27 protein-coding genes are annotated in these 24,273 nt (G+C 58.1%); 18 read left to right on the forward strand and 9 right to left on the reverse strand.

Translation table 11 applies throughout. The annotated features are described in order from the left end of the window. Window positions 1–108: 108 nt before the first annotated feature. Together C4J90_RS05685 and C4J90_RS05690 are read left to right on the forward strand one after the other, a co-directional pair. Window positions 109–1,017: an OmpA family protein gene (locus tag C4J90_RS05685; protein ID WP_124419391.1), complete on the forward strand. Its 909-nt coding sequence runs from the start codon at window positions 109–111 to the stop codon at window positions 1,015–1,017. 129 nt (window positions 1,018–1,146) lie between these two features. Then, window positions 1,147–2,364, forward strand: coding sequence for an argininosuccinate synthase (locus C4J90_RS05690; protein ID WP_065886002.1), 1,218 nt, complete (start codon window positions 1,147–1,149; stop codon window positions 2,362–2,364). Between the two features lie 46 nt (window positions 2,365–2,410). Here the strand turns inward: C4J90_RS05690 and C4J90_RS05695 are convergent, their stop codons facing one another. Further along, on the reverse strand, window positions 2,411–3,742 hold the full coding sequence (locus C4J90_RS05695) for an IS4 family transposase (RefSeq protein ID WP_124361991.1): 1,332 nt from the start codon (window positions 3,740–3,742) through the stop codon (window positions 2,411–2,413). A 686-nt stretch (window positions 3,743–4,428) separates the two neighbouring features. On the opposite strand from C4J90_RS05695, the gene C4J90_RS05700 reads away from it, so the two are divergent. After that, a complete protein-coding gene (locus C4J90_RS05700; RefSeq protein ID WP_124361518.1) occupies window positions 4,429–5,061 on the forward strand; it encodes a response regulator transcription factor in 633 nt (210 codons plus the stop codon). A gap of 87 nt (window positions 5,062–5,148) precedes the next feature. On the opposite strand, the gene C4J90_RS05705 is transcribed toward C4J90_RS05700, so the two are convergent. The 4 genes from C4J90_RS05705 to metG all read right to left on the reverse strand — a co-directional run bounded on the left by C4J90_RS05705 (window position 5,149) and on the right by metG (window position 9,259). Continuing rightward, complete coding sequence (locus C4J90_RS05705; RefSeq protein ID WP_124361519.1) at window positions 5,149–5,331, reverse strand: PA3496 family putative envelope integrity protein; 183 nt, start codon at window positions 5,329–5,331, stop codon at window positions 5,149–5,151. 106 nt (window positions 5,332–5,437) lie between these two features. Continuing rightward, the gene (nth, locus tag C4J90_RS05710) at window positions 5,438–6,076 is read right to left on the reverse strand and encodes an endonuclease III (protein WP_124361520.1); all 639 of its coding nucleotides are present in this window, start codon (window positions 6,074–6,076) and stop codon (window positions 5,438–5,440) included. A 69-nt stretch (window positions 6,077–6,145) separates the two neighbouring features. Next, complete coding sequence (gene rsxB / locus C4J90_RS05715; RefSeq protein WP_124419392.1) at window positions 6,146–7,120, reverse strand: electron transport complex subunit RsxB; 975 nt, start codon at window positions 7,118–7,120, stop codon at window positions 6,146–6,148. A gap of 87 nt (window positions 7,121–7,207) precedes the next feature. Further along, window positions 7,208–9,259, reverse strand: coding sequence for a methionine--tRNA ligase (gene metG, locus C4J90_RS05720; protein WP_124413972.1), 2,052 nt, complete (start codon window positions 9,257–9,259; stop codon window positions 7,208–7,210). A gap of 172 nt (window positions 9,260–9,431) precedes the next feature. On the opposite strand from metG, the gene apbC reads away from it, so the two are divergent. Next, the gene (gene apbC, locus C4J90_RS05725) at window positions 9,432–10,526 is read left to right on the forward strand and encodes an iron-sulfur cluster carrier protein ApbC (RefSeq protein ID WP_124419393.1); all 1,095 of its coding nucleotides are present in this window, start codon (window positions 9,432–9,434) and stop codon (window positions 10,524–10,526) included. A gap of 454 nt (window positions 10,527–10,980) precedes the next feature. On the opposite strand, the gene fdxA is transcribed toward apbC, so the two are convergent. The 4 genes from fdxA to C4J90_RS05745 all read right to left on the reverse strand — a co-directional run bounded on the left by fdxA (window position 10,981) and on the right by C4J90_RS05745 (window position 15,074). Further along, window positions 10,981–11,304: a ferredoxin FdxA gene (gene fdxA, locus C4J90_RS05730; RefSeq protein WP_124361524.1), complete on the reverse strand. Its 324-nt coding sequence runs from the start codon at window positions 11,302–11,304 to the stop codon at window positions 10,981–10,983. 142 nt (window positions 11,305–11,446) lie between these two features. Then, window positions 11,447–14,038: a DNA mismatch repair protein MutS gene (gene mutS, locus C4J90_RS05735; RefSeq protein WP_124369820.1), complete on the reverse strand. Its 2,592-nt coding sequence runs from the start codon at window positions 14,036–14,038 to the stop codon at window positions 11,447–11,449. Window positions 14,039–14,221: 183 nt separating this feature from the next. Further along, window positions 14,222–14,593: a hypothetical protein gene (locus C4J90_RS05740; protein WP_124361526.1), complete on the reverse strand. Its 372-nt coding sequence runs from the start codon at window positions 14,591–14,593 to the stop codon at window positions 14,222–14,224. Beyond that, a complete protein-coding gene (locus C4J90_RS05745) occupies window positions 14,586–15,074 on the reverse strand; it encodes a Panacea domain-containing protein (RefSeq protein ID WP_065951834.1) in 489 nt (162 codons plus the stop codon). The genes C4J90_RS05740 and C4J90_RS05745 overlap by 8 nt, the downstream gene beginning before the upstream one ends. 263 nt (window positions 15,075–15,337) lie before the next feature. Here C4J90_RS05745 and C4J90_RS05750 point away from each other — a divergent pair, with 263 nt between their 5' ends. The 14 genes from C4J90_RS05750 (at window position 15,338) to C4J90_RS05810 (ending at window position 24,269) form a co-directional block, all read left to right on the forward strand. Beyond that, a complete protein-coding gene (locus C4J90_RS05750; protein ID WP_124361528.1) occupies window positions 15,338–16,072 on the forward strand; it encodes an XRE family transcriptional regulator in 735 nt (244 codons plus the stop codon). Between the two features lie 589 nt (window positions 16,073–16,661). Continuing rightward, on the forward strand, window positions 16,662–17,000 hold the full coding sequence (locus C4J90_RS05755; RefSeq protein WP_124357270.1) for a phage holin family protein: 339 nt from the start codon (window positions 16,662–16,664) through the stop codon (window positions 16,998–17,000). Between the two features lie 19 nt (window positions 17,001–17,019). Next, window positions 17,020–17,535, forward strand: coding sequence for a hypothetical protein (locus C4J90_RS05760; protein ID WP_124419394.1), 516 nt, complete (start codon window positions 17,020–17,022; stop codon window positions 17,533–17,535). 3 nt (window positions 17,536–17,538) lie between these two features. Further along, window positions 17,539–18,147, forward strand: coding sequence for a phage baseplate assembly protein V (locus C4J90_RS05765; RefSeq protein ID WP_124419395.1), 609 nt, complete (start codon window positions 17,539–17,541; stop codon window positions 18,145–18,147). Window positions 18,148–18,159: 12 nt separating this feature from the next. Then, window positions 18,160–18,492, forward strand: coding sequence for a phage baseplate protein (locus tag C4J90_RS05770; protein ID WP_124361531.1), 333 nt, complete (start codon window positions 18,160–18,162; stop codon window positions 18,490–18,492). Beyond that, the gene (locus C4J90_RS05775; protein ID WP_124419396.1) at window positions 18,489–19,484 is read left to right on the forward strand and encodes a baseplate J/gp47 family protein; all 996 of its coding nucleotides are present in this window, start codon (window positions 18,489–18,491) and stop codon (window positions 19,482–19,484) included. The genes C4J90_RS05770 and C4J90_RS05775 overlap by 4 nt, the downstream gene beginning before the upstream one ends. Next, window positions 19,481–20,119: a phage tail protein I gene (locus tag C4J90_RS05780; protein WP_124361533.1), complete on the forward strand. Its 639-nt coding sequence runs from the start codon at window positions 19,481–19,483 to the stop codon at window positions 20,117–20,119. Before C4J90_RS05775 ends, C4J90_RS05780 begins: the two co-directional genes overlap by 4 nt. After that, on the forward strand, window positions 20,116–20,646 hold the full coding sequence (locus tag C4J90_RS05785) for a hypothetical protein (RefSeq protein WP_124361534.1): 531 nt from the start codon (window positions 20,116–20,118) through the stop codon (window positions 20,644–20,646). Before C4J90_RS05780 ends, C4J90_RS05785 begins: the two co-directional genes overlap by 4 nt. Window positions 20,647–20,699: 53 nt before the next feature. Further along, a complete protein-coding gene (locus C4J90_RS05790) occupies window positions 20,700–21,452 on the forward strand; it encodes a hypothetical protein (protein WP_124361535.1) in 753 nt (250 codons plus the stop codon). 9 nt (window positions 21,453–21,461) lie between these two features. Then, the gene (locus C4J90_RS05795) at window positions 21,462–21,698 is read left to right on the forward strand and encodes a tail fiber assembly protein (RefSeq protein WP_124361536.1); all 237 of its coding nucleotides are present in this window, start codon (window positions 21,462–21,464) and stop codon (window positions 21,696–21,698) included. 88 nt (window positions 21,699–21,786) lie between these two features. Then, complete coding sequence (locus C4J90_RS26835; RefSeq protein ID WP_164484513.1) at window positions 21,787–21,960, forward strand: hypothetical protein; 174 nt, start codon at window positions 21,787–21,789, stop codon at window positions 21,958–21,960. A 2-nt stretch (window positions 21,961–21,962) separates the two neighbouring features. Next, window positions 21,963–23,129 (forward strand): phage tail protein, encoded by a 1,167-nt coding sequence (locus tag C4J90_RS05800; protein ID WP_124366027.1) that lies wholly within the window; start codon window positions 21,963–21,965, stop codon window positions 23,127–23,129. Then, window positions 23,129–23,635 (forward strand): phage major tail tube protein, encoded by a 507-nt coding sequence (locus tag C4J90_RS05805; RefSeq protein WP_124419397.1) that lies wholly within the window; start codon window positions 23,129–23,131, stop codon window positions 23,633–23,635. The genes C4J90_RS05800 and C4J90_RS05805 overlap by 1 nt, the downstream gene beginning before the upstream one ends. A gap of 52 nt (window positions 23,636–23,687) precedes the next feature. Then, window positions 23,688–24,269: a phage tail assembly protein gene (locus C4J90_RS05810; RefSeq protein ID WP_124361539.1), complete on the forward strand. Its 582-nt coding sequence runs from the start codon at window positions 23,688–23,690 to the stop codon at window positions 24,267–24,269. Window positions 24,270–24,273: the final 4 nt, after the last annotated feature.

Here is a 24,273-nt window from a genome sequence, read left to right on the forward strand (position 1 = left end):
TCGTGCAGGCACTCGCTATCAAGTTTTGCAGGATGCGACCGATAGCTCTGGGTATGCCTTAACGATGTATGACGCTTTGAAGTGTTGTAGAAACCAGTGGAGCCTCCCGTGCGCCAGCATTATCTAGCCCTGCTCAGTGTGTTCGCCAGCCTGCCCGCGATGGCCCTCACGTTCCAGACACGTCTGGAGAATATTGAGTGGAAGGTGGAGGGCGATCAGTTCGAATGCCGACTGACCCAGCCGATCACCGATTTCGGCTCGGGTGAGTTCGTGCGCCGGGCGGGTGAGCAGGCGACATTTCGTCTGAAAGCCTATAACGGTTCGCTCGGTGCCGGCTCCGCCACATTATTGGCCGCCGCCGCGCCCTGGCAACCGGGCCGCGGCGATATCAACCTCGGTGCGGTACGCGTCGGCAGTGGTGATGTGCTGTTTAACAGCTCCCAGGCCCAGGCCGGGCGGTTGTTCACCGGCTTGCTCGAAGGACGCAGCCCGACCGTGCGACATTACGGTCGCGAGGGTGGTTACTCGGAGATTCGCCTGCTGCCGGTGAAATTCAACAAGGCCTACACCGACTATCAGCTGTGTACTACCAAGCTGTTGCCGATGAATTACGATCAGGTCAAGCAGACGGAAGTCGGCTTCCCCGGTGGTGGCATCGAGCTGGATGCTGCGGCCAAGAAGAAGCTGTCGGTGATTGTCGCGTTCATGAAAGCCGACCCCACCGTCAACCATATCGAGTTGAACGGCCATTCGGATAACAGCGGCAACCGCTTGACCAACCGCGATGTCTCGCGACGCCGCGCCTTGGCGGTGATGGACTACTTCAAGGCCAATGGCATCCAGGAGTCGCAGATCACCCTGCGCTTCCACGGCGAAAGCTACCCCTTGGCGCCCAACACCAATGCCGCGAACCGCGCCCGCAACCGTCGGGTCAACGTGCAGCTCGAGCGCGTGGCAGCGCCCGAGAGACCGGCGCCCCAGGCAACCGCACCCAGTAACCCCGCAGCGACCTCATAGCGTGCGACCATCGGTCGCGTGTTCGACATAATCTGTCGCTTTATCTTCATTTGCTGTCGCGCCCCTGTAATTTCACGGTTTTGATCGGTAGAATCGTCGCCTTTCCGTACAACCCCGTGGAGTGATGGCATGGCCGACGTAAACAAGGTCGTTCTCGCGTATTCCGGCGGCCTGGACACTTCGGTGATCCTCAAGTGGCTGCAGGATACTTATAACTGTGAAGTGGTGACCTTCACCGCTGACCTGGGTCAGGGCGAAGAGGTCGAACCTGCACGTGCCAAGGCGCAAGCCATGGGCGTGAAAGAGATCTACATTGACGACCTGCGCGAAGAGTTCGTCCGCGATTTCGTCTACCCGATGTTTCGCGCCAATACTGTCTACGAAGGCGAGTACCTGCTCGGTACCTCCATCGCCCGTCCGCTGATCGCCAAGCGCCTGATCGAAATCGCCAACGAAACCGGCGCAGATGCCATTTCCCATGGCGCCACCGGCAAGGGTAACGACCAGGTGCGTTTCGAACTGGGCGCCTACGCCCTCAAGCCTGGCGTGAAAGTGATCGCACCGTGGCGTGAATGGGACCTGCTGTCCCGTGAAAAGCTGATGGATTACGCTGAAAAGCACGCGATCCCGATCGAGCGTCACGGCAAGAAGAAGTCCCCTTACTCGATGGATGCCAACCTGCTGCACATCTCCTATGAAGGCGGCGTGCTGGAAGACACCTGGACCGAGCACGAAGAAGACATGTGGAAATGGACCGTCTCCCCGGAGAACGCTCCAGACAAGCCGCAGTATCTGGAACTGACCTACCGCAACGGCGATATCGTCGCGCTGGATGGTGTCGAGATGACCCCAGCCACCGTACTGGCAACCTTGAACCGTATCGGTGGTGAACACGGTATCGGCCGTCTCGACATCGTCGAGAACCGTTACGTGGGTATGAAGTCCCGCGGCTGCTATGAAACACCGGGTGGCACTATCATGCTGCGCGCTCACCGCGCCATCGAGTCCATTACCTTGGACCGTGAAGTGGCCCACCTCAAAGATGAGCTGATGCCCAAGTACGCCAGCCTGATCTACACCGGTTACTGGTGGAGCCCTGAGCGTCTGATGCTGCAGCAGATGATCGACGCCTCCCAGGCTCATGTGAACGGTGTCGTGCGTCTGAAGCTGTACAAGGGCAATGTGATCGTGACCGGTCGCAAGTCTGATGAATCACTGTTCGACGCTAACATCGCTACCTTCGAGGAAGATGGCGGTGCCTACAATCAGGCGGATGCAGCGGGCTTCATCAAGTTGAACGCCTTGCGCATGCGCATCGCGGCCAACAAAGGCCGCAAGTTGTTCTGAGTGTTTCGCTTGTCCTGAAAAGGCCCCTTATGCAAGGTAATGCTGTTCACTTAAGCGGAGCAGCATTGCGATCCACTGGAAATCGGGTTTTTGAGATCTTCACCGTCCTCGGCCTTGCAGGTCTGGGGCGGTGATCCAGAAACAAGCTGCCGATACCCTTCCTTAGTTCGGCCAAGCGTCTGCCTGTGGCTGATACCGGATTGGCTGCCGCCATCACGATCAACTGCACGGCGATATACTGGCAAACGGGCTTAAAGCGTATGTCCGACGGAGCTCGACCAAACGCTACCGCTGCTTGACCGGCCTCCCGGCGAATCACGTTGTAAGCGAGTAAAAGCCCCCAGACCTCCTGATAGACCAAGTCGATTTTTTTACTGCGCAAGGTCACGGCATTCTGCTGCATAGAGCTTTTGATATCCCTAAAGCCCAATTCGATTTCCCAGCGTTCCTGATAAAGTTTGGCAACGACCTTGGTGCTGTAGGTGTTGGCTGGTAACGACGTCATGACAGTTTTTAATCTGCCTTGGATTTCATAGCTGACTTCGCGGGCTTCCCAGTGGGTGCCAAGAGCCGGATTTCTCTTTCTGGCTTGCGGTGAGACCTTCATGCGCACCAAGCGGTCGTGCTCGCCGTAACGGATCACTTCTTCACAGACCATGCCTTTTTTGGCGGGAATCAACCAATGACGGTGGGTTCCGGTGTTACTCAGGCTCAACAGCATTTCTGCGCCCCAAAATCCTTTATCGAATAGCGTCACGGAGTGGTCGGGGACTTGCTGCAAAAACTCGTCGGCCAAGCGCATTTCACTGCGCCGGTAAGGCCCTAATTGTGCATCCAGGATTAAGTGCGAACGCACGTTCATCAGCGCTACCAAGCGCATCATGGGGAAGGGAGTCTGACGATCACTGGGCGTATTTCCTGACCCGAAATGATCTCGAAGCTCGGGTGTGTCCGGCGTGCGCAAGAGCGCACCGTCCACCGCGAAGACCTGCAAACCGTGCCAGTCGTCCTCGTCGTAGCGCTCCAAGCCCCATTGAGTGCCGGTTTTGCGGAATAACCACTCAACGGGATCGGCCCCTAGTCGCTTGCGGGCTTCAGTGACGCCGCTTCGGGCCAACAAGTGGTCGGAGGCGAGGCCTTGAGCGCAAATGTTCAACCGTCTAGCGACCTCATGGACAGGCTCATCACGAAACAACGCCATGCCAAGCACCAACCAAAGCACCTGATCGGCGGGCAAGCGACGCCGACGAATAGTGGCCTGACTGGATAGATCCAGCGCAGACGCAACCCATTCAATGGGGATGTTCTGGGTGAAAGTGCTTAGGTCGCAGAAGTTGAAAAGGTCGCCGAGGTCGAGCAGGTCCTGTTGAACAGACATAAAAAAATCCGATGCCAGAGGTCTGGCATCGGATTTTCTAGGAAGCCCCGCTTTAGCTCAAATGCTTAAGTGAACAGCATTACCTTATGCAAGGGGCTTTTTTTTTGTCCTGAATATACCCATACGGGCATTAATTGAGGTACGACGTTTACAAACGTTTAGTGTTTGTTTAAGGATTCTGCTTCAAATCCATGCAGATGTTTTTTTAATTTCAGCATTTTACTTCTCCAAGGAAAGGTTTTTTACATCTGAATAGGAACTATGTCTTACAGAATTTTCACTCATGTAGGAGCAATTGATATGTAATTTATGGAATTTTCTGTAGGAAAATGGAGTGTGTATAAATATGTTAAATGGAACTGAAGCTGATGCGGTTTTTTTAGCCCTTCGTTTACGTTGCGGCGTCATACAAGGGGCATTTCCTGAAAGACGTGTGCGCCACGTTTACCGCGTACGCACGGGGATGAGGATATTTCACTCAAAATATGTACGAGCAGGGAAAGGTCTGAAAGGCTCCATAAAGCCGAATACCTCAAAGTTGGCGAATTTTTGTAGGTTAATTCCTATTTTGCTGTGGGTTGGGTCTCTGCCTACTGTTGCTCGGGGGGGGACGCTATGCCAACTAGCAGATGACTAGGCTATTGTGCTTTCTCTAAATAATTCGAACAGCGAAATTGGACTTTCTCATGAATAAAGTGCTGATCGTGGATGATCATCCCGTCATTCGGCTTGCTGTGCGCATGCTAATGGAGCGTCATGGTTATGAGGTCGTTGCCGAGACTGATAACGGTGTCGATGCGTTACAACTTGCGCGGGAACATATGCCGGACATTGTCATACTGGATATTGGAATACCCAAGCTCGATGGCCTTGAAGTTATTTGTCGGTTAGCTTCAACCAAGCAAGCCGTATCGTTCAAGGTACTGGTGCTGACGTCCCAGGCACCTGGTCATTTTTCCATGCGCTGCATGCAGGCCGGGGCTGCCGGCTACGTGTGCAAGCAGCAGGACTTGACCGAGTTGCTGAGCGCCATCAAGGCAGTGCTTTCCGGCTACAGCTATTTCCCGAACCAGGCGCTCAATTCGGTACGCTCCACGATGGGCAACACCAGTGAAGCTGACATGGTTGAACGTTTGTCGGGGCGGGAAATGATGGTGCTCCAGCAACTGGCCCGTGGCAAAACCAATAAGGAAATCGCCGATGGCATGTTCCTCAGCAACAAGACCGTCAGCACCTACAAGACGCGCCTGTTATTGAAGCTCAATGCCCGCTCCCTGGTCGACTTGATAGAACTGGCCCAACGCAATGGCTTGGTGTGAGCAGGGCGCTCCGCCGCTCTGACGTTCCTGTAACAACCGGCACAAAAAAGCCTCCGTCAGGGAGGCTTCCGACCGTCTGCCAGAGGGTCAAAGATCGAAGTCGTAATCGGCCAATTGTTTCTGCAAGCGTCGCTCTTCCAGAAGATTGTCGATAGTCCGGCGTTTGCTCAAATTGGTCTTGGCTACCTCTGCGACGGGCGCTGGCGCCTCATCGTCTTCCAACTCCACCAGGTCGTCATCAACTTCGATTTGTTCTTTGCCAGTGCTCATAGGTTCACTCCAGGCTAAGACTGCCGTTGGCGCCCCTTATAGCGATAATCCACGAACGGGTAAAAAAGATTTTTTCAATCGATGGATAGAGAAAACCCCGGAACCCTCAATCGTCGGATGTCTTGTGCTTGTATTCGCATAAATCTTCGATCCTGCAGCTGCCACATCGAGGCTTGCGCGCCTGGCAAACATAGCGCCCGTGAAGAATCAGCCAATGGTGTGAATCGAGCAGATAAGGCTTGGGCACGAATTTCATCAGTTGTTTTTCGACCTCGACCACATTCTTGCCGCGAGCGATGCCGGTTCGGTTGCTGACGCGAAAAATATGGGTGTCCACCGCCATGGTGAGTTGACGGAACGCGGTGTTGAGCACCACGTTAGCGGTCTTGCGCCCGACTCCGGGCAGCGCTTCCAGGGCTTCCCGGGTTTGCGGCACTTCGCTGGCGTGTAGCTCCATGAGCAGGCGGCACGTTTCGATCACGTTCTTGGCCTTGCTGTTGTACAAGCCGATGGTCTTGATGTACTCCGATAATCCCTCCACACCCAAGGCATAAATAGCCTCTGGCGTATTGGCCACAGGGAATAGCTTGGCCGTGGCCTTGTTGACGCCAACGTCGGTGGATTGGGCCGACAGGATCACCGCGATCAACAGCTCGAACGGCGAGGAGTACGCCAGCTCAGTCTTAGGTTCCGGATTGTCTTCGTGAAACCTGCGGAAAATTTCCAGGCGTTTTGCAGCGTTCATAGGGGCGGACGTTTCCTTGCAGGCGGTCGACGGGATTGTAGCAATACACAGTGCAGCATCAGCTGTGGGTCAGGTGTTGCCGGTGGCGTCGGCCTCGGCATCATGCAGCGTCTGCTCGGCGGCGTTCAGCGCGGCGCTCAGGCTGGCCAGTTGTTGTTCATCAGCCTGTTGAGCCTGGGCCTTTTTCAACTCGGCCCGGCGCATCGCCAGTTGAATCTTGGCGCGTTTGAGCTCAGGGCCCTGGGTGGTCGGCAGCGTTGGCGGGCTGTTGCCTTCCAGCGCGGCAAGCGCCTGCTCCGAGGCTTCGAACTGCCTTTGCAGGACAATCAATTGCGACTGCTGCTCAAAGGTCGGCGGATGCCCAAACGCTTTCAGGGACTTGTGCAGTTGAGCACGGCTCATGGCGAGATTGATTTTGGCTTGCTTGATCGCGGCATCCTGAGCGGCCTGATGGGGATCGGCTTGTGCCGCGGCCACCGGGGCCGTGCGCTTGGCCCGCGCCAGGCGCTCGGCGAGCTTGCAGGCTTCCTCACGTTGCAGGCGCGCGTTGCGCTGTTCGAAACGCCGCCGAGCGCGGTCGCGTTTGAGGCCACGTTCGTGCCGTTCGTGATCGCTGCCCGCCAGGCCGCCTACGATAGGCAAGACGTCAGCGAGTGGGCGCAGCTCGATGCAGTCGACAGGGCAGGGCGCTACACACAGGTCGCAACCGGTGCACTCGTCGATAATTACCGTATGCATCAACTTGGCGGCGCCCACGATGGCGTCCACCGGGCAAGCCTGGATGCATTTGGTGCAACCGATGCATTCGGCCTCACGGATATAGGCGATCTGCGCCGGCGCGTCTCCACGGCTGGTATCCAGGGCCAGCACTGGCACACGCAGCAATTGCGCGAGCCCGGCGATGGTTTCCTGGCCTCCGGGTGGGCACTTGTTGATTGCCTCGCCGTTGGCGATGCCTTCGGCGTAAGGCTTGCAGCCCGGGTGCCCGCACTTGCCGCATTGAGTCTGCGGTAGCAGCGCGTCGATACGTTGAATGAGGTTCATGCTTTGATCATAGCGTTGACGCCAGGCCCACCGGTGCAGGCAGGCTGAAAAGCCCCGGCGCCGAAGCGCCAGGGCATCTTGCAGGGGTTACTTGATGCGTTGACCCGGCTTGGCGCCGCTGTCCGGGCTCAGCAGGTAGATTTCTTCGCCGCCAGGGCCAGCCGCCATCACCATGCCTTCAGATATGCCGAACTTCATTTTCCGTGGCTTGAGGTTGGCGACCATCATGGTCAGGCGGCCATCGAGCTCGGACGGGTCAGGGTAAGCGCTCTTGATGCCGGAGAACACATTGCGTCGCTCGCCGCCCAAATCCAGGGTCAGGCGCAGCAGCTTGTCGGCACCTTCCACGGCTTCGGCCTTGACGATCAGTGCAACGCGCAGGTCCACGGCGGCAAAGGTGTCGAACTCGATTTCATCGGAAATAGGGTCCTTGGCCAGCTCGCCGTTACCTGCGGGCGCAGTCGAGCCTGTATCCGTCTGGCTGGCGACCAGGTCTTCTTTCGAAGCGTCGGTCATGGCCTGGACTTTCACCGGGTCGATGCGGGTCATCAGGGGCTTGAACGCGTTCAACTGATGGTTGCTGAGCAGCGTGGCGTGGTCATTCCAGGTCAGTGGCGCGACGTTGAGGAACGCTTCTGCGTCGGCGGCCAGCAGCGGCAGCACCGGCTTGAGCAAGATCACCAACTGACGGAACAGGTTGATGCCGGTGGCGCAGATCGCCTGAACCTCGGCCTCTTTGCCTTCCTGCTTGTTCAGCGACCAGGGTGCCTTGTCCGCAATCCAGGCATTGGCACGGTCAGCCAGGCCCATAATTTCGCGCATTGCACGGGCAAAGTCACGGGCTTCATAGGCGTCGGCGATGCTCGGCGCGGCGGCCAGGAACGCATCGGTCAGTTCCGGAGCGGCATTTTCAGCGACCAGTACCCCCGCATTTCCCTTATGGATGAACCCGGCACAACGGCTGGCGATATTGACGACCTTGCCGACCAGGTCCGAGTTGACCTTCTGGACGAAGTCTTCCAGGTTCAGGTCGAGGTCGTCGACGCCACGGCCCAGCTTGGATGCATAGTAGTAACGCAGATACTCCGGCGACAGGTGGTCCAGGTAGGTGCGCGCCTTGATAAAGGTGCCACGGGACTTGGACATCTTCTGCCCGTTCACCGTCAGGTAGCCGTGCACGGCAATGCCGGTCGGCTTGCGGAAGCCCGAACCTTCGAGCATCGCCGGCCAGAACAGTGCGTGGAAGTTGACGATGTCCTTGCCGATGAAGTGGTACAGCTCGGCGGTGGAGTCCTTGCCCCAGAACGCATCGAAGTCCAGCTCTGGCGTGCGGTCGCAGAGGTTCTTGAAGCTGGCCATGTAGCCGATCGGCGCATCCAGCCACACGTAGAAGTATTTGCCCGGCTCGCCCGGGATTTCAAAGCCGAAGTACGGCGCATCGCGGGAGATGTCCCACTGCTGTAAGCCGCTGTCGAGCCATTCGGCGAGCTTGTTGGCCACGGCGTCCTGCAGGGTGCCGCTGCGCGTCCAGGTTTGCAGCATCTGCTGGAAATCCGGAAGCTTGAAGAAGAAGTGCTGGGAATCCTTGAGCACCGGGGTGGCGCCGGAGATGGCCGACTTCGGATCCTTCAAGTCAGTCGGGGCATAAGTCGCGCCGCATTTTTCACAGTTGTCGCCGTACTGGTCTGCAGTGCCGCATTTCGGGCAGGTGCCCTTGATGAAGCGGTCGGCCAGGAACATTTTCTTTTCCGGATCGAAGTACTGGGTGACCGACCGCTGGTCGATGTGCCCGGCTTCCTTCAATCGCAAATAGATCTGGCTCGAAAGCTCACGATTTTCGTCGGAGTGGGTCGAATGGAAGTTGTCGAAATCCACCAGGAACTCGGCAAAGTCGGCGCTGTGTTCAGCCTGCACATTGGCGATCAGTTGTTCCGGGGTGATGCCTTCCTTTTCGGCGCGCAACATGATGGCCGAACCGTGGGCGTCGTCCGCGCAGACGTAAATGCATTGATTGCCGCGATGCTTCTGGAAGCGCACCCACATATCGGTCTGGATGTACTCAAGCATATGGCCAAGATGGATGGAACCATTGGCATAGGGCAGGGCGCTGGTGACGAGGATCTTGCGTGGCTCGGACATGGGGCTCGGCTACTTGATGAAACGGAGGTCGGCCACTATAAAGCGCCGGGAAATTTATTTCACCCCGTGGTGCTGTTTCAGAATTTTCCATCCCTGCGAAAGCATGCCGCTGGCGGCCTGGAACGGTTAGGATAGCCGCCTGTTTCAGTCAGTCTTTTTTCGGGAGTTGCCCATGAGCGCCGTCAATCGCGCAGCGGTGGAAGCCGTTCTTCGCCAGTACACCGACCCCTATTTGAACCAGGACCCGGTCAGTGCCGGCTGTGTACGGGCTATTGAGGTCCAGGGTGACCAGGTATCGGTCCAGTTGGAGCTGGGCTATGCCGCTGGCCTGTTCAAAAGCGGATGGGCGCAGATGTTGCAAATAGCCATCGAAGGCCTCGATGGCGTGCGCTCGGCCAAGGTCGATATCCAGTGCGTGATCGCGCCACACAAGGCCCAGGCGCAGATCCCTGGCCTGGCCAATGTCAAGAATGTGATCGCCGTGGCGTCGGGCAAGGGCGGTGTGGGCAAATCCACCACCGCCGCCAACCTGGCTCTGGCCCTGGCCCGCGAAGGCGCCCGCGTGGGCATCCTCGACGCCGATATCTATGGTCCAAGCCAAGGTGTGATGTTCGGCATCACCGAGGGCACACGGCCGAAGGTCAAGGACCAGAAATGGTTTGTGCCGATCGAGTCCCTGGGCGTGGAGGTCATGTCCATGGCTTTCCTGACCGATGACAACACGCCGATGGTCTGGCGCGGGCCGATGGTCTCCGGTGCGTTGCTGCAACTGGTCACCCAGACCGCCTGGGGCGATCTGGACTACCTGGTGATCGACATGCCGCCCGGTACCGGCGATATCCAGCTGACGCTGGCGCAGAAAGTCCCGGTGGCCGGCTCGGTGATCGTCACCACGCCTCAGGACCTGGCGTTGCTGGACGCGAAGAAAGGCGTGGAAATGTTCCGCAAGGTCAACATTCCGGTGCTGGGTGTGGTGGAAAACATGGCCGTCCACATCTGCTCCAACTGCGGCCATGCCGAGCATCTGTTCGGTGAGGGTGGTGGCGAGAAGCTGGCGACTCAATATGGCGTCGAACTGCTGGCCTCGTTGCCGCTGTCGATGGCCATTCGTGAACAGGCCGACGGCGGCAAGCCCACTGTGGCTGCCGAGCCCGATGGTCAGATTGCCATGGTCTACCAGGAGTTGGCCCGCCATGTGGGCGCGCGGATAGTGCTGCAGGAAGCGGTTGCTCCAGCGATGCCGACGATCACGGTCAGCGACGACTGAACCTTGCGTAGGAACGTTACCCTGTCAGCTCGTTACGCTTTTTCCGCAGTAACCTGTGTAAGCATTCGCTTACTTTTTTGTAGGTATTCGGTTTTTTTACAGGGTGTGAGCGTCTCGAATCTGTGAGCGATGTTTCTAACTGATTGAAATAAAACAGTTATTAATCCGTGATTGAACGCCTACGCCCTGCAGTTGCCGAGTTGGATCCCGTTGAACTTATTTTTGGATTCTCTAACATCAGCCCTGTGTCCACGGATTGGCACGACCATCAAAGAATGATGGTTTGAAGGAATGTCGCAGGATGCGATTCATCAGGACGATGAAAAGGAATACAGGGACTAGGGAAAAAATGTGGGCGGGTCATACCGCCCCTTTTTTCGCCTGTAGAAAAGTGAAACCGGCCACGTAGAAACGCAAAAAGGCCCGCAAGGGGCCTTTTGGGGCGGTGACGCTATCAGCGTTCGAGCTGTGCAATCTTACCTTTTTTGCCGTCCCACTCCGCTGCATCGGGCATCGGATCTTTGCGTTCAGTGATGTTCGGCCAAATCTCTGCCAGCTCGACGTTCAACTGAATAAATTCCTGCATCTCTGCCGGGACTTCGTCCTCGGAGAAAATCGCAACGGCCGGGCATTCTGGTTCACACAGGGCGCAGTCAATGCACTCGTCCGGGTGGATGACCAGGAAATTCGGGCCTTCGTAGAAGCAGTCCACCGGACACACTTCTACGCAGTCGGTGTACTTGCACTTGATGCAGTTGTCGGTGACGACGAAGGTCATTTCTAATTTTCTCCTCAGGCGGCGGCAGCGAAACCCTGTGTGGCAGGGCTCGCGAGGTTCGGGAGCGATAGTCTGCAGGCCAGGCTCATAGCCCGCAGCATCCCAAACCGCGCGAGAGTCTACCAGCTTGCAAGCGTCAGCGTTATATCCGAGTCTTCAGTGCATATAACATTTCGAGCGCTTTGCGTGGGGTCAAGTCATCCACGTCGAGCTTAGCCAACTCATCGAGTACCGGATGGGGCAGGCTGGCGAACATATCGCTCTGATGCGGCACGGCGGATTTCTTGCTGGCCTTGGCTGGGCTGGCGACGACCGTTTCATGGGGCAGGGCCGTGGTTTCGAGGCGGCTGAGGTGCTCGCGGGCGCGGGTGATCACATCATTGGGCACACCGGCCAATTGTGCGACCGCCAAGCCATAACTCTGGCTCGCCGGGCCCGGCAGCACATGGTGCAGGAACACGATGCGCTCGTTGTGCTCGGTGGCATTGAGGTGCACGTTGGCTACCAGCGGCTCGCTTTCCGGTAACACGGTCAGTTCGAAGTAGTGGGTAGCAAACAATGTGTACGCGCGCAGGTGAGCCAGACGTTCAGCCGCGGCCCATGCCAGCGACAGGCCGTCGAATGTGCTGGTGCCGCGCCCGACTTCGTCCATCAGCACCAGGCTACGCTCGGTGGCGTTATGCAGAATGTTGGCGGTCTCGCTCATTTCCACCATGAACGTCGAGCGCCCACCGGCCAGGTCATCACTGGAACCTATCCGGGTGAAAATCCGGTCCACCAGAGACAGCTCGCAACTGGCCGCCGGCACGAAGCTGCCGATGTGGGCCAGCAGCACGATCAATGCGGTCTGGCGCATGTAGGTGGATTTACCACCCATGTTCGGACCGGTAATCACCAGCATGCGGGTATCGTCGTCCAGCGACAGGTCGTTGGCGACGAACGGCGTGGTCAGCACCTGCTCGACCACCGGATGGCGCCCTTGCACGATACGCATGCACGGTTCGCTGACAAACCGTGGGCAGTTCAAATCCAGGTTCAGCGCACGCTCCGCGAGGTTGCTCAGCACATCCAGCTCCGCCAGGGCGGCTGCGGTGTCTTGTAGCGGCGCCAGGCGGCCGATCAAGTCTTCGAGCAAGGCTTCATAGAGCATTTTTTCCCGCGCCAGGGCGCGGCTTTTGGCTGACAGCGCCTTGTCTTCGAAGGCTTTAAGCTCTGGAGTGATAAAGCGTTCGGCACCCTTGAGGGTCTGGCGACGTTGATAATCGATAGGCGCCGACTCGGCCTGCTTGCTCGGCAACTCGATAAAATAGCCGTGCACCCGGTTGTAACCGACCTTCAGATTAGCCAGCCCGGTGCGGGCTTTTTCGCGCGCCTCCAGGTCAATCAGGAACTGCCCGGCGTTTTCGCTCAGCGATTGCAGCTCATCCAGTTCACTGTCGTAACCCGTCTTCAGAACACCGCCATCCCGGATGATCGCCGGCGGGTTGTCAATAATGGCCTTTTCCAGCAGGGCCGCGAGATCCGGATAAGTGCCAGCGGTGACGGCCAACTGTTGCAGGTGCGCAGTGTCCAGCTCGGTCATCGCCGCCTGCAATTGCGGCAGGGCACCGAGGGCATCGCGCAGGCGCGCCAAGTCACGTGGACGCGCGTTGCGTAGGCCGATTCGCGCCAGGATGCGCTCTATATCGCCAATTTCTTTGAGTTGCGGCTGCAGCTTTTCAAAGCGATAGCCGTCCAGCAGGCAGGTAATGGAAGACTGACGCGCTTGAAGCACGCTCAAATCCCGCAGCGGGCGGTTCAGCCAGCGGGTCAGCAAGCGGCTGCCCATGGCGGTCTGGCAGCGGTCGACCACCGATTGCAGCGTATTGTCACGCCCGCCCGACAAGTTGGTATCCAGTTCCAGGTTGCGACGGCTGGCGCCATCGAGTACCACGGTATCGTCCAGACGCTCATGCCGCAGGCTGCGCAAGTGCGGCAGGGCCGTGCGCTGGGTTTCTTTGGCATAGCTGAGCAGGCAGCCGGCGGCGCCGATGGCCAGGGTCAAGGTTTCGCAACCGAAGCCTTTGAGGTCCTGCACGGAGAATTGCTGACACAGGCTTTTAAGCGCCGAATCTCGCTCGAAATCCCACGGTGCGCGCCGCTTGGTCCCACGGCGCTTCTCCGCCGGCAGGTCCTTGGGCCAATCGTCCGGAATCAACAACTCCACCGGGTTGATACGTTCCAGCTCCGCCAGCAGGTTCTCCCAGCCCTTAATCTCCAGCACACTGAAATTGCCGCTGGTGATATCCAGTACCGACAGGCCGAACAAACGCTCATCACCCAGGACAGCCGCGATCAAGTTATCGCGCCGCTCATCCAGCAGCGCCTCATCACTCACCGTCCCCGGCGTAATAATGCGCACCACCTGGCGTTCCACCGGCCCCTTGCTGGTCGCCGGATCGCCGATCTGCTCACAGATCACCACCGACTCGCCCAGCTTCACCAGCTTGACCAAGTAACCTTCCAACGAATGGTAAGGAATCCCACACATCGGAATCGACTGTCCCGCCGATTGCCCGCGCGCGGTCAGGGTGATATCCAACAACTTGGCGGCCTTCTTCGCATCCTCATAGAAGATCTCGTAGAAGTCGCCCATGCGATAGAACATCAACTGATCAGGGTGCTGGTTCTTCAGGCGCCAGTACTGCTGCATCATGGGGGTATGGGAGGATAGATCGGAGGCGTTTTTACTCATTGGGTAATAGGCAAATTCGTTGAAAGTGATGGGGCAAAGGGCGCGCTTGGCCCAGCATTTTTTGCGATGGCGGCAAGGTTAACACGCGAGGTCGGGGGTTCGCAGTTTGCAAAAGGCCAGGTAATACGCGGGAAGAAAAGCGGCTATGCATTAAAGGTGCACGAAGTGCCGTCTGTAGAGGCTTTACTTTGCCCTGCGACCGCTGGCAGGAAACAAACCTCTGATAACACCCAGGAAAGCCGCAAACAGATTGATCGAAGTTGCGGTGGTGATGGCCATTAACACGTTATCCGAGAACGGCGCTTTACCGGAGTAATACGTCGACCAGCCATTCCACACGAGGAGGACCGCCCAGAAGATCACTCCGCAGGCAGCAAACCAAAAGGCGCGCCCCGCATATTTCTTGCGCAGCTGCCTTTCGGCTTTCTGGTCTTTCAGATTCTGGTTTCTTTCATCGTCGGTGCCTATGGCTTGCTCGCCACCGGCTTGGGAGTCCTGGTCAGGCCCTGCCACGGGGGGCAGGGTGAGTTCCAGGTTGTCGAGTTCTTCACTCACGGATGCGGCTCTTTGGGTGGATAAGTGCTGCCATGTCTTCCCAGTCAATGGCGGAGCCGTCGGCGCCCTTGAGGGCCCAGGCTGTGCCGTCCTCGTGGGAAAGGTTGGACAGTTGAGTGCCGGACCATTTGCCGTATTTATTAATGATCCGGTCAATCAAACGATGGGTGTAGGTATCGCTCTCAGGAACCCTCGGTGTAACGAAGACAATGTCTTCGGCGTCGGGCTTCAGGTTGCTGAGCAGCGACGTCACCGGGCGATTACCGTAGGACTTCAACTCATGGTAAAGCGACGGAATGACCGGGCCATATTGCCAGCGGGCAAAGTGGTCATCCATAAGCGGTTGATCCCGCTCGCGCAGATGCCAGGACTGGGTATAGAACAGCAGCTTTTGCAGCTTCATCGGCGTCAGGCCTGAAAGCTTGCCTTCCTTCGCGCGTTCAATGAAGGCGTTAGCGACAGCTAGAGCTGAATAAGCCATGAGCACCTCCGTCGTTGCTGGCTAGGTTGTTACAGAGTTTATACATAGGCCCTGAATTGTCGATAAGCAAGGGCGGCTGTCAATCTGCGCCCTTTTTACATCCGGTCGCCTGCGAGTATATGAAGTCGCACGGAATGATAGAGGCTGTTTGACTGTTCGTATATACAGTATTTTGTTTCAGATTCGCCTAATCAGCTTGTTTAATGCATAAATATGCAAATTAGCATTTGCCATCCGCAAAAACTCTCGTCACTATTCCGGTTATGCAAAAACGCAACGTTTCTATCGTCTTGAAAGAGCTGCTGGATCGCGACCGAATCTCCCCCACGGAGCTTCATCGGCGCACTGGCGTGCCTCAGTCCACCCTGTCCCGGATCCTCAGCGGCAAGATCGTTGATCCGTCGGACAAACACATCTCACGCATCGCCGAATACTTCCGCGTCAGCACCGACCACCTGCGCGGACGCGCAGCGGTAGGCACCTTGCGTGATGACGGGCGTGACCCGATGCATTCGGAACTCAAGGACATAAGCCTGTGGGACGACGACACCCCCGTTAATGATGACGAGGTGTCGATCCCCTTTCTGCGTGAGGTTGAATTGGCTGCTGGATCAGGAAGATTCGTCATCGAGGAAAGCGAGAAGGCCAGCCTGCGCTTTGGAAAGCGCAGCCTGCGGCATAACGGCGTGCAGTTCGACCAGGCCAAATGCGTGACGGTACGTGGCAACAGCATGTTGCCGGTGCTGCGCGATGGCGCGACGGTGGGGGTGAATGCCGGCAAGAGCGGGATTGGCGACATTGTCGATGGTGACCTGTACGCCATCAATCATAATGGCCAGCTGCGGGTGAAACAGCTCTACCGCCTGCCGTCCGGGATTCGTCTGCGCAGTTTCAATCGTGACGAGCATCCGGACGAGGACTACAGCTTCCAGGATATCCAGGATGAGCAGATCAGCATCCTCGGCCATGTGTTCTGGTGGGGCATGTATGCCCGCTGACCTACTTACGTAAGACAAAGCCCGCCAACGAGCGGGCTTTTTTTCGTCTGCAGAAAACCGGCAAACCCTCTGCCCGTCAGGCTTTTCATGCATGAGCGCATTCTTCCGGCAAAAATAAATGCATTTATGCATTGACTGTATATGCATACATGCATATTCTCCATCTCAAGCCAGCCAACAAGGCCTGGTGGAGGCGGCAAGGATGCTGCCAAGGAAGACAAGGAAGGCACGTAACACCGGCAAGGACGCCATCGAAGCGATGGCAAGGATGCCAGGCAACACCGGCAAGGATGCCGACGCTCTTTAGTGGTAACGCTTCAAAAACAGGCAGCGATGAACCGGCCTTAACGGTTCAGAGGGTTGGCAACTGACCCGGGTGTGCAGCGTAAAGCACCAGAAGCAGTTATCCGGCAGACAGGGATCGTGGTCGGAAAAACATTGAGGAAAGGACCGTACCGCGCCAGTAGCGCCGAAAGTCCGCAGGCAGCATTACTGAAAAGCCTGGGCAACCGGGCTTTTTGGAATGCCTACCTATCGAAGTATGTGTAAGTGAAAAACGGACTATCAGTGCTCAGCCAGGAGGCGTGACATGACAAACGAACAACAAGCGTTAGCGGAAATGCCTATCTGGCTGGTGATTATCTTGGCGTTGATCGGCGGGGTGTCCGGCGAAATGTGGCGCGCCGACAAGGAGGGCGCCCGCGGCTGGTCGCTGATTCGGCGCCTGGCGCTCCGCTCCGGGGCGTGCATGGTCTGCGGGGTTTCGGCCCTGATGCTGTGCTACGCCGCCGGTATGTCGATCTGGACCGCCGGCGCCATTGGTTGCCTGACCGCCATGGCCGGTGCCGACGTGGCCATCGGCCTTTATGAGCGCTGGGCGGCCAAGCGCATCGGGATCAATGAAGGTTCCCGTCAGGACCCGCAGTAACCGCAAGGACGCTACTCAAATGACCCTTATCGAAAAGCCATCCCAACTCCCCCAGGCTATCGGCGTGGCGCTGCATGTTGCCTTCCCCGACCTCAGGGTCGGCAGCCACCAGGACTTCCAGAGCGACGCAGAAAAAACCGGCGTGATGGTCACCGTTGAAGGCAATGGCCCTGGCATTCGCTCTCGCGAAGGCCGCAAGGCCCATGCCCTGGCCATTTCGCTCACCGTCATGGTTGCCCCTGGCGCCTTGCCGTTCGATGCCTGCGACCTGGCCAGCCAGTTGATGGACCTGGTGCTGGACAACCGTTGGAGCCTGCCCCAGTCCCAGTGCGATTTGCCAACCAATATCGTCGCCGCTCCCTCTGGGCGTGCGACCGCAGCAACGGACTACGACACCTGGACAGTGTCCTTCACTCAAACCCTCTACCTCGGACCCGTGTTGCTCGAGGATCCTACAGGCCAACCGCTGTTTGCCTCTACCTGGGACGTCTTGGACATCAATGATCCCGATCAATACAAGCCACTGGCGGAGTAGCCCATGTTCGACGCGCTGTTACGCATGCAACTGGGACCGATTGTCGAGCGCCTGGCGGAAATGGAGGCCCAACTCGAAGACCTTTACCGGCGCGCTGAAAGCTTCTGCCGCATTGGCGTTTGCCAACAGGTCGATGCCGCCAGCAATACCTGCAGGGTCAGCCACGGCGAGTTGCTTACGCCGGCCATCCGCTTTTTCAACCCCAGCGCCGGTGCGCAAACCGAAACCCGTATTCCATCCGTGGGCGAGCAATGCCTGCTGCTCAACTACGGCGGTGGGGAAGGGGGCTCACAGTCTGTGGCGTTGTTCGGCCTCAACAGTAGTCGCTTTCCGCCTGTTTCCACTGTGCCTTCCTTGACCCGGCGGCGCCATCAGGACGGCACACAAAGCGACTATGACGACGCCAGTCATACGTTCAATTGGGTCAACGGGCCGACGATGCTCAGCGCTTCTCGCGAACAGGTCGACGTCAAGGTCGGCGCCGCCAGACTGACCCTCAGCCCGCAGGGCATCATCCTGCAAATCGGCGGCACCGCACTGTTACTGGATGCCGGCGGCGCTCACTTCAGCGGCCCGGTGATAGACCACCAAGGTCGAGTCATCAGCCCCTGATAAGGACATTCCATGATCGGCATCGATCGCAACACCGGGGCAGCCGTCGATGACTGGCTGCAATTCGTGCAGCGTGCCACCCGAGCGCTGACCACACCTGTCGGCACGCGGCAGAAGCGTCCGCTGTATGGCTCGCTGATCCCGCAACTGCTCGGGCAGAACCTTGGCGATGACCTGCTGCTGCTCGCTCAAAGCCACGCCGCCCAGGCGTTTTACAACGCGCAGAACGGCATCGGCGATTTCCAGCCCGAGGTCATCGTCGCCACCCGCCAGGGCGCCGGGCTGCTACTGCGCTTTGCCGGCACCTGGAAAAACCGCCAACAATCCTTCGAGGTCGTGACATGAGCATGCTGATCCCTGGCCAGAACCAACTGGCCGAGCCGGCGATTATTGCAGTCGATGAGTTCGAGCCGCTGCTCGCCGAATTCAAGGCGTTCGTGGTCGATTACGTCGCCACCCGTGCACCGCATAGCGCGGCCAAACTCAAGGTCAGCCTCGACAACGAAAGTGAACTGCTGACGTTGGCGCTCGAGGCCTTTTGCGTGCGCCTGCAAACCCATGAGCGCAAATACAATGCACGCATCAAGCAGATGCTGGCGTGGTGGGCCACCGGCAGCAATCTGGATGCGCGCTTGGCTGACATGGGCCTTGAACGCCAGGTGCTCGATCCCGGTGACCCGGCGGCCTTCCCGCCCGTGCCGCCGACCCTGGAAAGCGACGACGATGCTCGCTTGCGCTATTACCTCGCGCCCCATGCCCCGGCCGCCGGCTCGCGGATGCAGTATCGCCGCGAAGTGTTCACCCTTGGCGAGAGACCCACGGTCAAGGTACAGAGCGCCTCGCCGGGCGTGGTGACCGTCAGCTACACCTTCGACCCGGACGGCTATGCGGCACAGGTCAAGGACGGCAATGGCCGTCGCATCGCGCCCGGCGAGGTGATGGTCACCGTGTTGTCTCGTGAGGGCGACGGTACCCCCTCTGCCGATTTGCTTGACGGTGTACGCCGACATTTCGCACGGCCGGATGTACGGCCGGAAACCGATCTCGTCACCGTCCAGGGCGCACAGATTCAACCCTACAAGATTCGCGTCATCGCCAAGATCAACGCCGGCCCGGACTCGGGCCTGACCCAAGTGGCGGCGCAGCAATTGCTGCAGACTTACGCGGACTCCTGTCATCGCCTGGAAGGGCGCGTCGACCCCAGCTGGATCGACTACGCCATCCACAGTGCAGGGGCGGCGCAACTGCAAATCCTTGAACCGCTGGCGCCGATTGTCAGCAGCGCGTTCCAGGCCCCGTATTGCACGGGTGTCGATGTGGAGGTGCGTACGCTATGAGTGAACCTGACGCGAGTTTGTTGCCGGCCAACAGTTCACCGCTGGAAAAGGCCCTGGACTTGGGCTTCGGCCAGTTGCTCAAGCGAGTCACGCCGCCGTTTCCTGCGTTGATGAACCCACTGCAAACCCCCAGCGAATTTCTTCCTTACCTGGCCGCCGACCGCGGCGTCAGTGAATGGGATGCCGATGCCAGCGAATCGGAAAAGCGCCTGACCGTGGCCTTGTCCTGGCAGATCCAGCGCCAGGCCGGCACACCCAAGGCGCTGAGCTATGCGGTGGAGTCACTGGGATTCACCCCCAACATCAGCGCCTGGTATCAGCAGCGGCCAATCGGTACGCCCTATACCTTCGACGTGCAGGCGATCATTGGGCGCAGTTGGTCCAGTGGTGACCACAACCGGCTGATCCGCCGCATCAACGCAGCCAAAAGCGAGCGGGATCAGGCGACGATTACGGTTGTTCACGAAACCGAAGGTCGGCTTGCGTTGACGCAGGTCCTTCATGCCCCGCTAAGCGACGGCGAGCTGTGTTTAAACGGCGCGCTGCCGGAGTTTGCATTGGCTGCTCGACTTAACAGTGTCGGCGTTGCCCGGCACTACACCATTAACGACTACGACCTCAGGGCGCAGCCATGACAGATGAAATCACGCGCCTGGTGCGCTTCACCTCCAAGGGTTTGGATGAAGTGCTGCAGGCGAAGAACCAGGGCCTCAAAGGCGAGATCACCCACATCGGCGCCGGTACCGGCCGCTACAACCCTGATGGCACGGAATTGGCCTTGCGCGATGAGCGCCAACGGGTCGCCATTGTGGATTACGAAGACCTGGGCGAGCGCCAACTCAGGATGGCCGCGCTGTTTGACGGCGACGGTGAGTATGAGATTGGCGAGTTCGGTTTTTACCTCGCCAGTGGGACTTTGCTGGCGGTGTATTCCGTGGCAGGGAAGTTGCTGACGTATAAAGCAGCGGCGGCGCGGGTACTGCAGAAGTTCACGCTGGATATTTCGCCGTTGCCGGCGGATAGCGTGACGATTGTGGTGGGGAATGACAATTTGAATGTGCTATTGACTGATGAAATTGCGGCCTTATCAGCTGCGAGCATAGACAATATGGCACGCGGTGTAGGGGTTCTATTTCGAGTGATGGAAGTCGAAAGAAAATAGAGCGTTTTTAATTGATTTTATATGACGCTTTCCATGCGTTTAGGAGCATTCATTTGAGTACCGAACAGCAACTTGCTGCCGTCGTAAACGCGGCAAATAACTTGACTAACGTCATTACCGGAAAAGTTGGAGAAATTGATAGGGCGATAGTAGATGCCCGCCAAGCGTATGACGCTCAATTGGCGGAGTTGAAAAATAGACTCCCAAGATTGGCGGTCACCAAGAACTTCAATTTGTCCCCGAATGCCGACGGAACACTGATTGAAAATTGGGGGATTCATGCTGAAGTGACGCCCACCAAGCTGCGAACTATCACCTCTGTCTCTCAAGCGGCCGGACGCCCGCAAGCTGATGTGGATTTCTTGCTTCAGGTGCAGGCAGACGTGCGTGAACAATATCCAAACTTTGAAATCAGGGCCAGCGACTATTGGCGCACGTTCGTATACCTGTGGCAAATGAAGTGGTCGGTGTCAGGCGTTAGTCCTTGGCTCGCGTTCCCTTACACTGTCGATATGGCGCTCGCGAATGGCTCTGGCGCAGTACCGCAGAACTCCTACCTGACGGTTGGTGCCTTCGTACGTCTTTTGGAGGGTAACGTGTCTGGGGCATGGAGTAATGGCGTTGAAAAAGGCAAATGGCGCTGGTGTTCCAGTGTTATTTCTCCTACAGAATTGTTTGGAACTTATTACCACCTGCACCCGATGCGCACCTCTTCAACCGGCGTTGTTGAGGTGATGCTCGCAGGGGCATGCACAGGCGTTGTAACCAACCCAGGTGATTGGGGAACGATGTTGGCCCTAGGCTGAGGAGAGAATATGAAACCACTATTTATACCTGCTGAACTTCATCCGATTATCAAGTGGGAAATGATTCGTAAGGCAAGGGATCAAGACTTGTCGGCGAGTGATTATGCAGCAATGCCAGACTATCCGATGCTCGACACCCATAAGCTCTTATTCGCTGAATACCGTCAAAAACTGCGTGATATTCCTGATCAGGGAGAGGATCCAGACGCAGTGCTCTGGCCATCCAAACCCGATTTCCTGAAATAACTGATAACCGCGAAAGCGGTTTTTTTTCGCCCTCCCAAAGCCCCTCCCCGCAGGGGCTTTGGCGTTTCTCACCCGGAGAATCCTACCCATGCCCACCCGCCAAACCTACACCGTCCTCATCCCTTTCCCCATCGGTAACGGCCACTGGTCCACCGCTGGCGAGGAGCTTGAATTGCTGGACGTCGAAGCATCCGCCCTGCGCACCGCTGGCCGCCTGGAACTGACCAGCGTCCTCAACTCCACCCCCAAGAAGGCTGACTAATCATGGCTGAGGTTTTGAACTTCGAGCACAACGGCATCACCGTGAATGCCACCGAATCCCCCGAGGCCATGGGTGGCCTGGGTGATAACGTCATCGGCCTGGTGGGCACCGCCCCCAACGCCCATGCATCGATCCCGAAAAACGCCCCGTTCCGCATCAACAGCTTTACCACCCAGGCGCTGCTGGACCCTACCGGTACCGAGTCGGGCACGCTGTTCCAAGCGGTGTACCAGATCCTCAAAGTGGTGAAGGTGCCGGTCTATGTGGTCATCGTCGAAGAAGGCGCCACGCCGGCCGACACGGTCAACAATGTGATCGGCGGCAACGACCCCGTCACCGGCCGCAAACTCGGCCTGGCTGCCCTGGGCAGCGTGCCTGAAGACCTGACCATCATCGGCGCCCCGGGCTTTACCGGCACCAAGGCTGTGGCCGGCGAGTTCGCCTCCTTCGGCAAGCGCATCAAGGCCCGTGTGGTGCTGGATGGCAAGGACGCTTCGGTCGCCGATCAAGTGACCTACAGCGGCGAACTGGGCGGCGCCGACCTTGGCTTCGACCGTTGCCTGTTGGTGCACAACATGCCGTCGGTGTATTCCAAAGCCGCGAAAAAGAACGTGTTCCTGTCGCCGTCCTCGTTGGCCATCGCCGCGCTTGCCAAGGTCAAGCAATGGGAAAGCCCAGGTAATCAGGTGACCTTCGCCGAAGACGTTTCCCGCGTCGTCGAGTACAACATCCTCGACACCTCCACCGAAGGCGACCTGCTCAACCGTTATGGTGTGAGCTACTACGCCCGCACGGTGCTCGGCGGTTTCTCGCTGCTGGGTAACCGTTCCATCACCGGCAAGTTCATCAGCTACGTCGGCCTCGAAGACGCCATCAGCCGCAAACTGGTCAAGGCCGGCCAGAAGGCCATGGCCAAGAACCTCACCAAGTCCTTCATGGACCAGGAGGTCAAGCGCATCAACGACTGGCTGCAAACCCTGGTTGCCGACGAAACCATCCCTGGCGGCAGCGTCTACCTGCACCCTGAGTTGAACAGCGTCGAGAAGTACAAGAACGGCACCTGGTTCATCGTCATTGACTACGGCCGCTACGCGCCGAACGAACACATGGTTTATCAACTCAACGCCCGCGATGAAATCATCGAGCAGTTCCTGGAGGACGTTCTCTAATGTTTACCAACCGAGTCAGACAGGCCATTGCGGCCACCCTTCAAGGCCTGCCGTTGTCGGCAACGGTCGATTCCTTTACGCCGCCGAAGATCGAGTTCGAAATGGACCCGATGACCGGCGGGCGTTTCATCGCCGAAGAGGTGGCCAAAAGCGCCAAGGTGCTGGGCGCAACCCTGGTATTGCAAGGCGTTGGTGCAGAAATTCTGCTGGCGCTTGGCGTCACGCAGGGTGATGACATCCTGTTGAACGTGCGTGAAGCCGGCCAGGACCAGGATGGCAAGACCTACTTCACCTACCACACCGTAGGCGGCAAGTTGAAGTCTCTGAGCGAAACCGCGCTGACGATGAACGCCAAGCCGGTCACCACCCTGGAACTGTCCTGCCGCACCTACAGCCGTCTGGAAAACGGTATTCCGGTGATCGACATCGATGTGCGCACCCAGAAGTTCGTGCTCAACGGCGTCGATATCCTCGGTGACGCGCGCCGCGCCGTGCTGATGCCTTAATCCCCCTGGGGGCGGGTCAGCTCGCCTCCATACCCCATCAAGGAATTGCCCCATGGCCTGGATGCCTCCGTTACACATCCTGCTGTCCCCGATCACCGCCGACACCGGCGTCGTGATCGAGCAGATTCAACTGAAGCCGTTGTTCTACGCGCCACAGAAAGAAGCCCTGGCACGCGCTGGCGACGATGAGGATGACCAGTTTTTTGAACTGGCAAAGCTCGCCACCGGCCTGTCGGAAAAAGAACTCGACCAACTCAAGCGCCCGGACTACGTCAGCATCGCGCAGTACGTACACGAGATGTCGACTCAGCCTGCATCGTTCTTCCTCGATCAAGCCGATGCGCCACGCGAATCGTTGACCTGCGAGCAGGTCGCGCTGCTGCTGCCCCTTGAGGCCAGCGGCCGCACGCTCACCCACGTCACCCTGGAAATGCCCGCCCTGCGCGCCACCAAAGTGATGAAAAAGCTGCCCACCAATAAAGAACGTGCCGAGTTCATCACCGCGCATTGCGCCGGCCTGATGATTCCCGATCTCGCCGGACTCACCGTGCCCGACTGGACAGAGTTGCAGGGGCGCATCGACGATTTTTTAAACAAACCGGCGGACTTCTTTCGGAACGCGACATCGAAGTGATCCT

This window comes from Pseudomonas sp. R2-60-08W (assembly GCF_003852335.1).
Taxonomy (GTDB): Bacteria; Pseudomonadota; Gammaproteobacteria; order Pseudomonadales; family Pseudomonadaceae; genus Aquipseudomonas.

Bases quoted from the DNA above. Each gene is read 5' to 3' on its own strand.
- C4J90_RS26835 (WP_164484513.1), top strand. From the start codon at position 21,787: ATGCCCACCCGCCAAACCTACACCGTCCTCATCCCTTTCCCCATCGGT.
- C4J90_RS05700 (WP_124361518.1), top strand. From the start codon at position 4,429: ATGAATAAAGTGCTGATCGTGGATGATCATCCCGTCATTCGGCTTGCT.
- C4J90_RS05810 (WP_124361539.1), top strand. From the start codon at position 23,688: ATGGCCTGGATGCCTCCGTTACACATCCTGCTGTCCCCGATCACCGCC.
- rsxB (WP_124419392.1), bottom strand. From the start codon at position 7,120: ATGAACCTCATTCAACGTATCGACGCGCTGCTACCGCAGACTCAATGC.
- C4J90_RS05805 (WP_124419397.1), top strand. From the start codon at position 23,129: ATGTTTACCAACCGAGTCAGACAGGCCATTGCGGCCACCCTTCAAGGC.
- C4J90_RS05775 (WP_124419396.1), top strand. From the start codon at position 18,489: ATGAGCATGCTGATCCCTGGCCAGAACCAACTGGCCGAGCCGGCGATT.
- C4J90_RS05765 (WP_124419395.1), top strand. From the start codon at position 17,539: ATGTTCGACGCGCTGTTACGCATGCAACTGGGACCGATTGTCGAGCGC.
- C4J90_RS05705 (WP_124361519.1), bottom strand. From the start codon at position 5,331: ATGAGCACTGGCAAAGAACAAATCGAAGTTGATGACGACCTGGTGGAG.
- C4J90_RS05785 (WP_124361534.1), top strand. From the start codon at position 20,116: ATGACAGATGAAATCACGCGCCTGGTGCGCTTCACCTCCAAGGGTTTG.
- metG (WP_124413972.1), bottom strand. From the start codon at position 9,259: ATGTCCGAGCCACGCAAGATCCTCGTCACCAGCGCCCTGCCCTATGCC.
- nth (WP_124361520.1), bottom strand. From the start codon at position 6,076: ATGAACGCTGCAAAACGCCTGGAAATTTTCCGCAGGTTTCACGAAGAC.
- C4J90_RS05745 (WP_065951834.1), bottom strand. From the start codon at position 15,074: ATGGCTTATTCAGCTCTAGCTGTCGCTAACGCCTTCATTGAACGCGCG.
- apbC (WP_124419393.1), top strand. From the start codon at position 9,432: ATGAGCGCCGTCAATCGCGCAGCGGTGGAAGCCGTTCTTCGCCAGTAC.
- C4J90_RS05755 (WP_124357270.1), top strand. From the start codon at position 16,662: ATGACAAACGAACAACAAGCGTTAGCGGAAATGCCTATCTGGCTGGTG.
- C4J90_RS05750 (WP_124361528.1), top strand. From the start codon at position 15,338: ATGCAAAAACGCAACGTTTCTATCGTCTTGAAAGAGCTGCTGGATCGC.
- C4J90_RS05760 (WP_124419394.1), top strand. From the start codon at position 17,020: ATGACCCTTATCGAAAAGCCATCCCAACTCCCCCAGGCTATCGGCGTG.
- C4J90_RS05695 (WP_124361991.1), bottom strand. From the start codon at position 3,742: ATGTCTGTTCAACAGGACCTGCTCGACCTCGGCGACCTTTTCAACTTC.
- C4J90_RS05800 (WP_124366027.1), top strand. From the start codon at position 21,963: ATGGCTGAGGTTTTGAACTTCGAGCACAACGGCATCACCGTGAATGCC.
- C4J90_RS05780 (WP_124361533.1), top strand. From the start codon at position 19,481: ATGAGTGAACCTGACGCGAGTTTGTTGCCGGCCAACAGTTCACCGCTG.
- C4J90_RS05770 (WP_124361531.1), top strand. From the start codon at position 18,160: ATGATCGGCATCGATCGCAACACCGGGGCAGCCGTCGATGACTGGCTG.
- fdxA (WP_124361524.1), bottom strand. From the start codon at position 11,304: ATGACCTTCGTCGTCACCGACAACTGCATCAAGTGCAAGTACACCGAC.
- C4J90_RS05690 (WP_065886002.1), top strand. From the start codon at position 1,147: ATGGCCGACGTAAACAAGGTCGTTCTCGCGTATTCCGGCGGCCTGGAC.
- C4J90_RS05795 (WP_124361536.1), top strand. From the start codon at position 21,462: ATGAAACCACTATTTATACCTGCTGAACTTCATCCGATTATCAAGTGG.
- mutS (WP_124369820.1), bottom strand. From the start codon at position 14,038: ATGAGTAAAAACGCCTCCGATCTATCCTCCCATACCCCCATGATGCAG.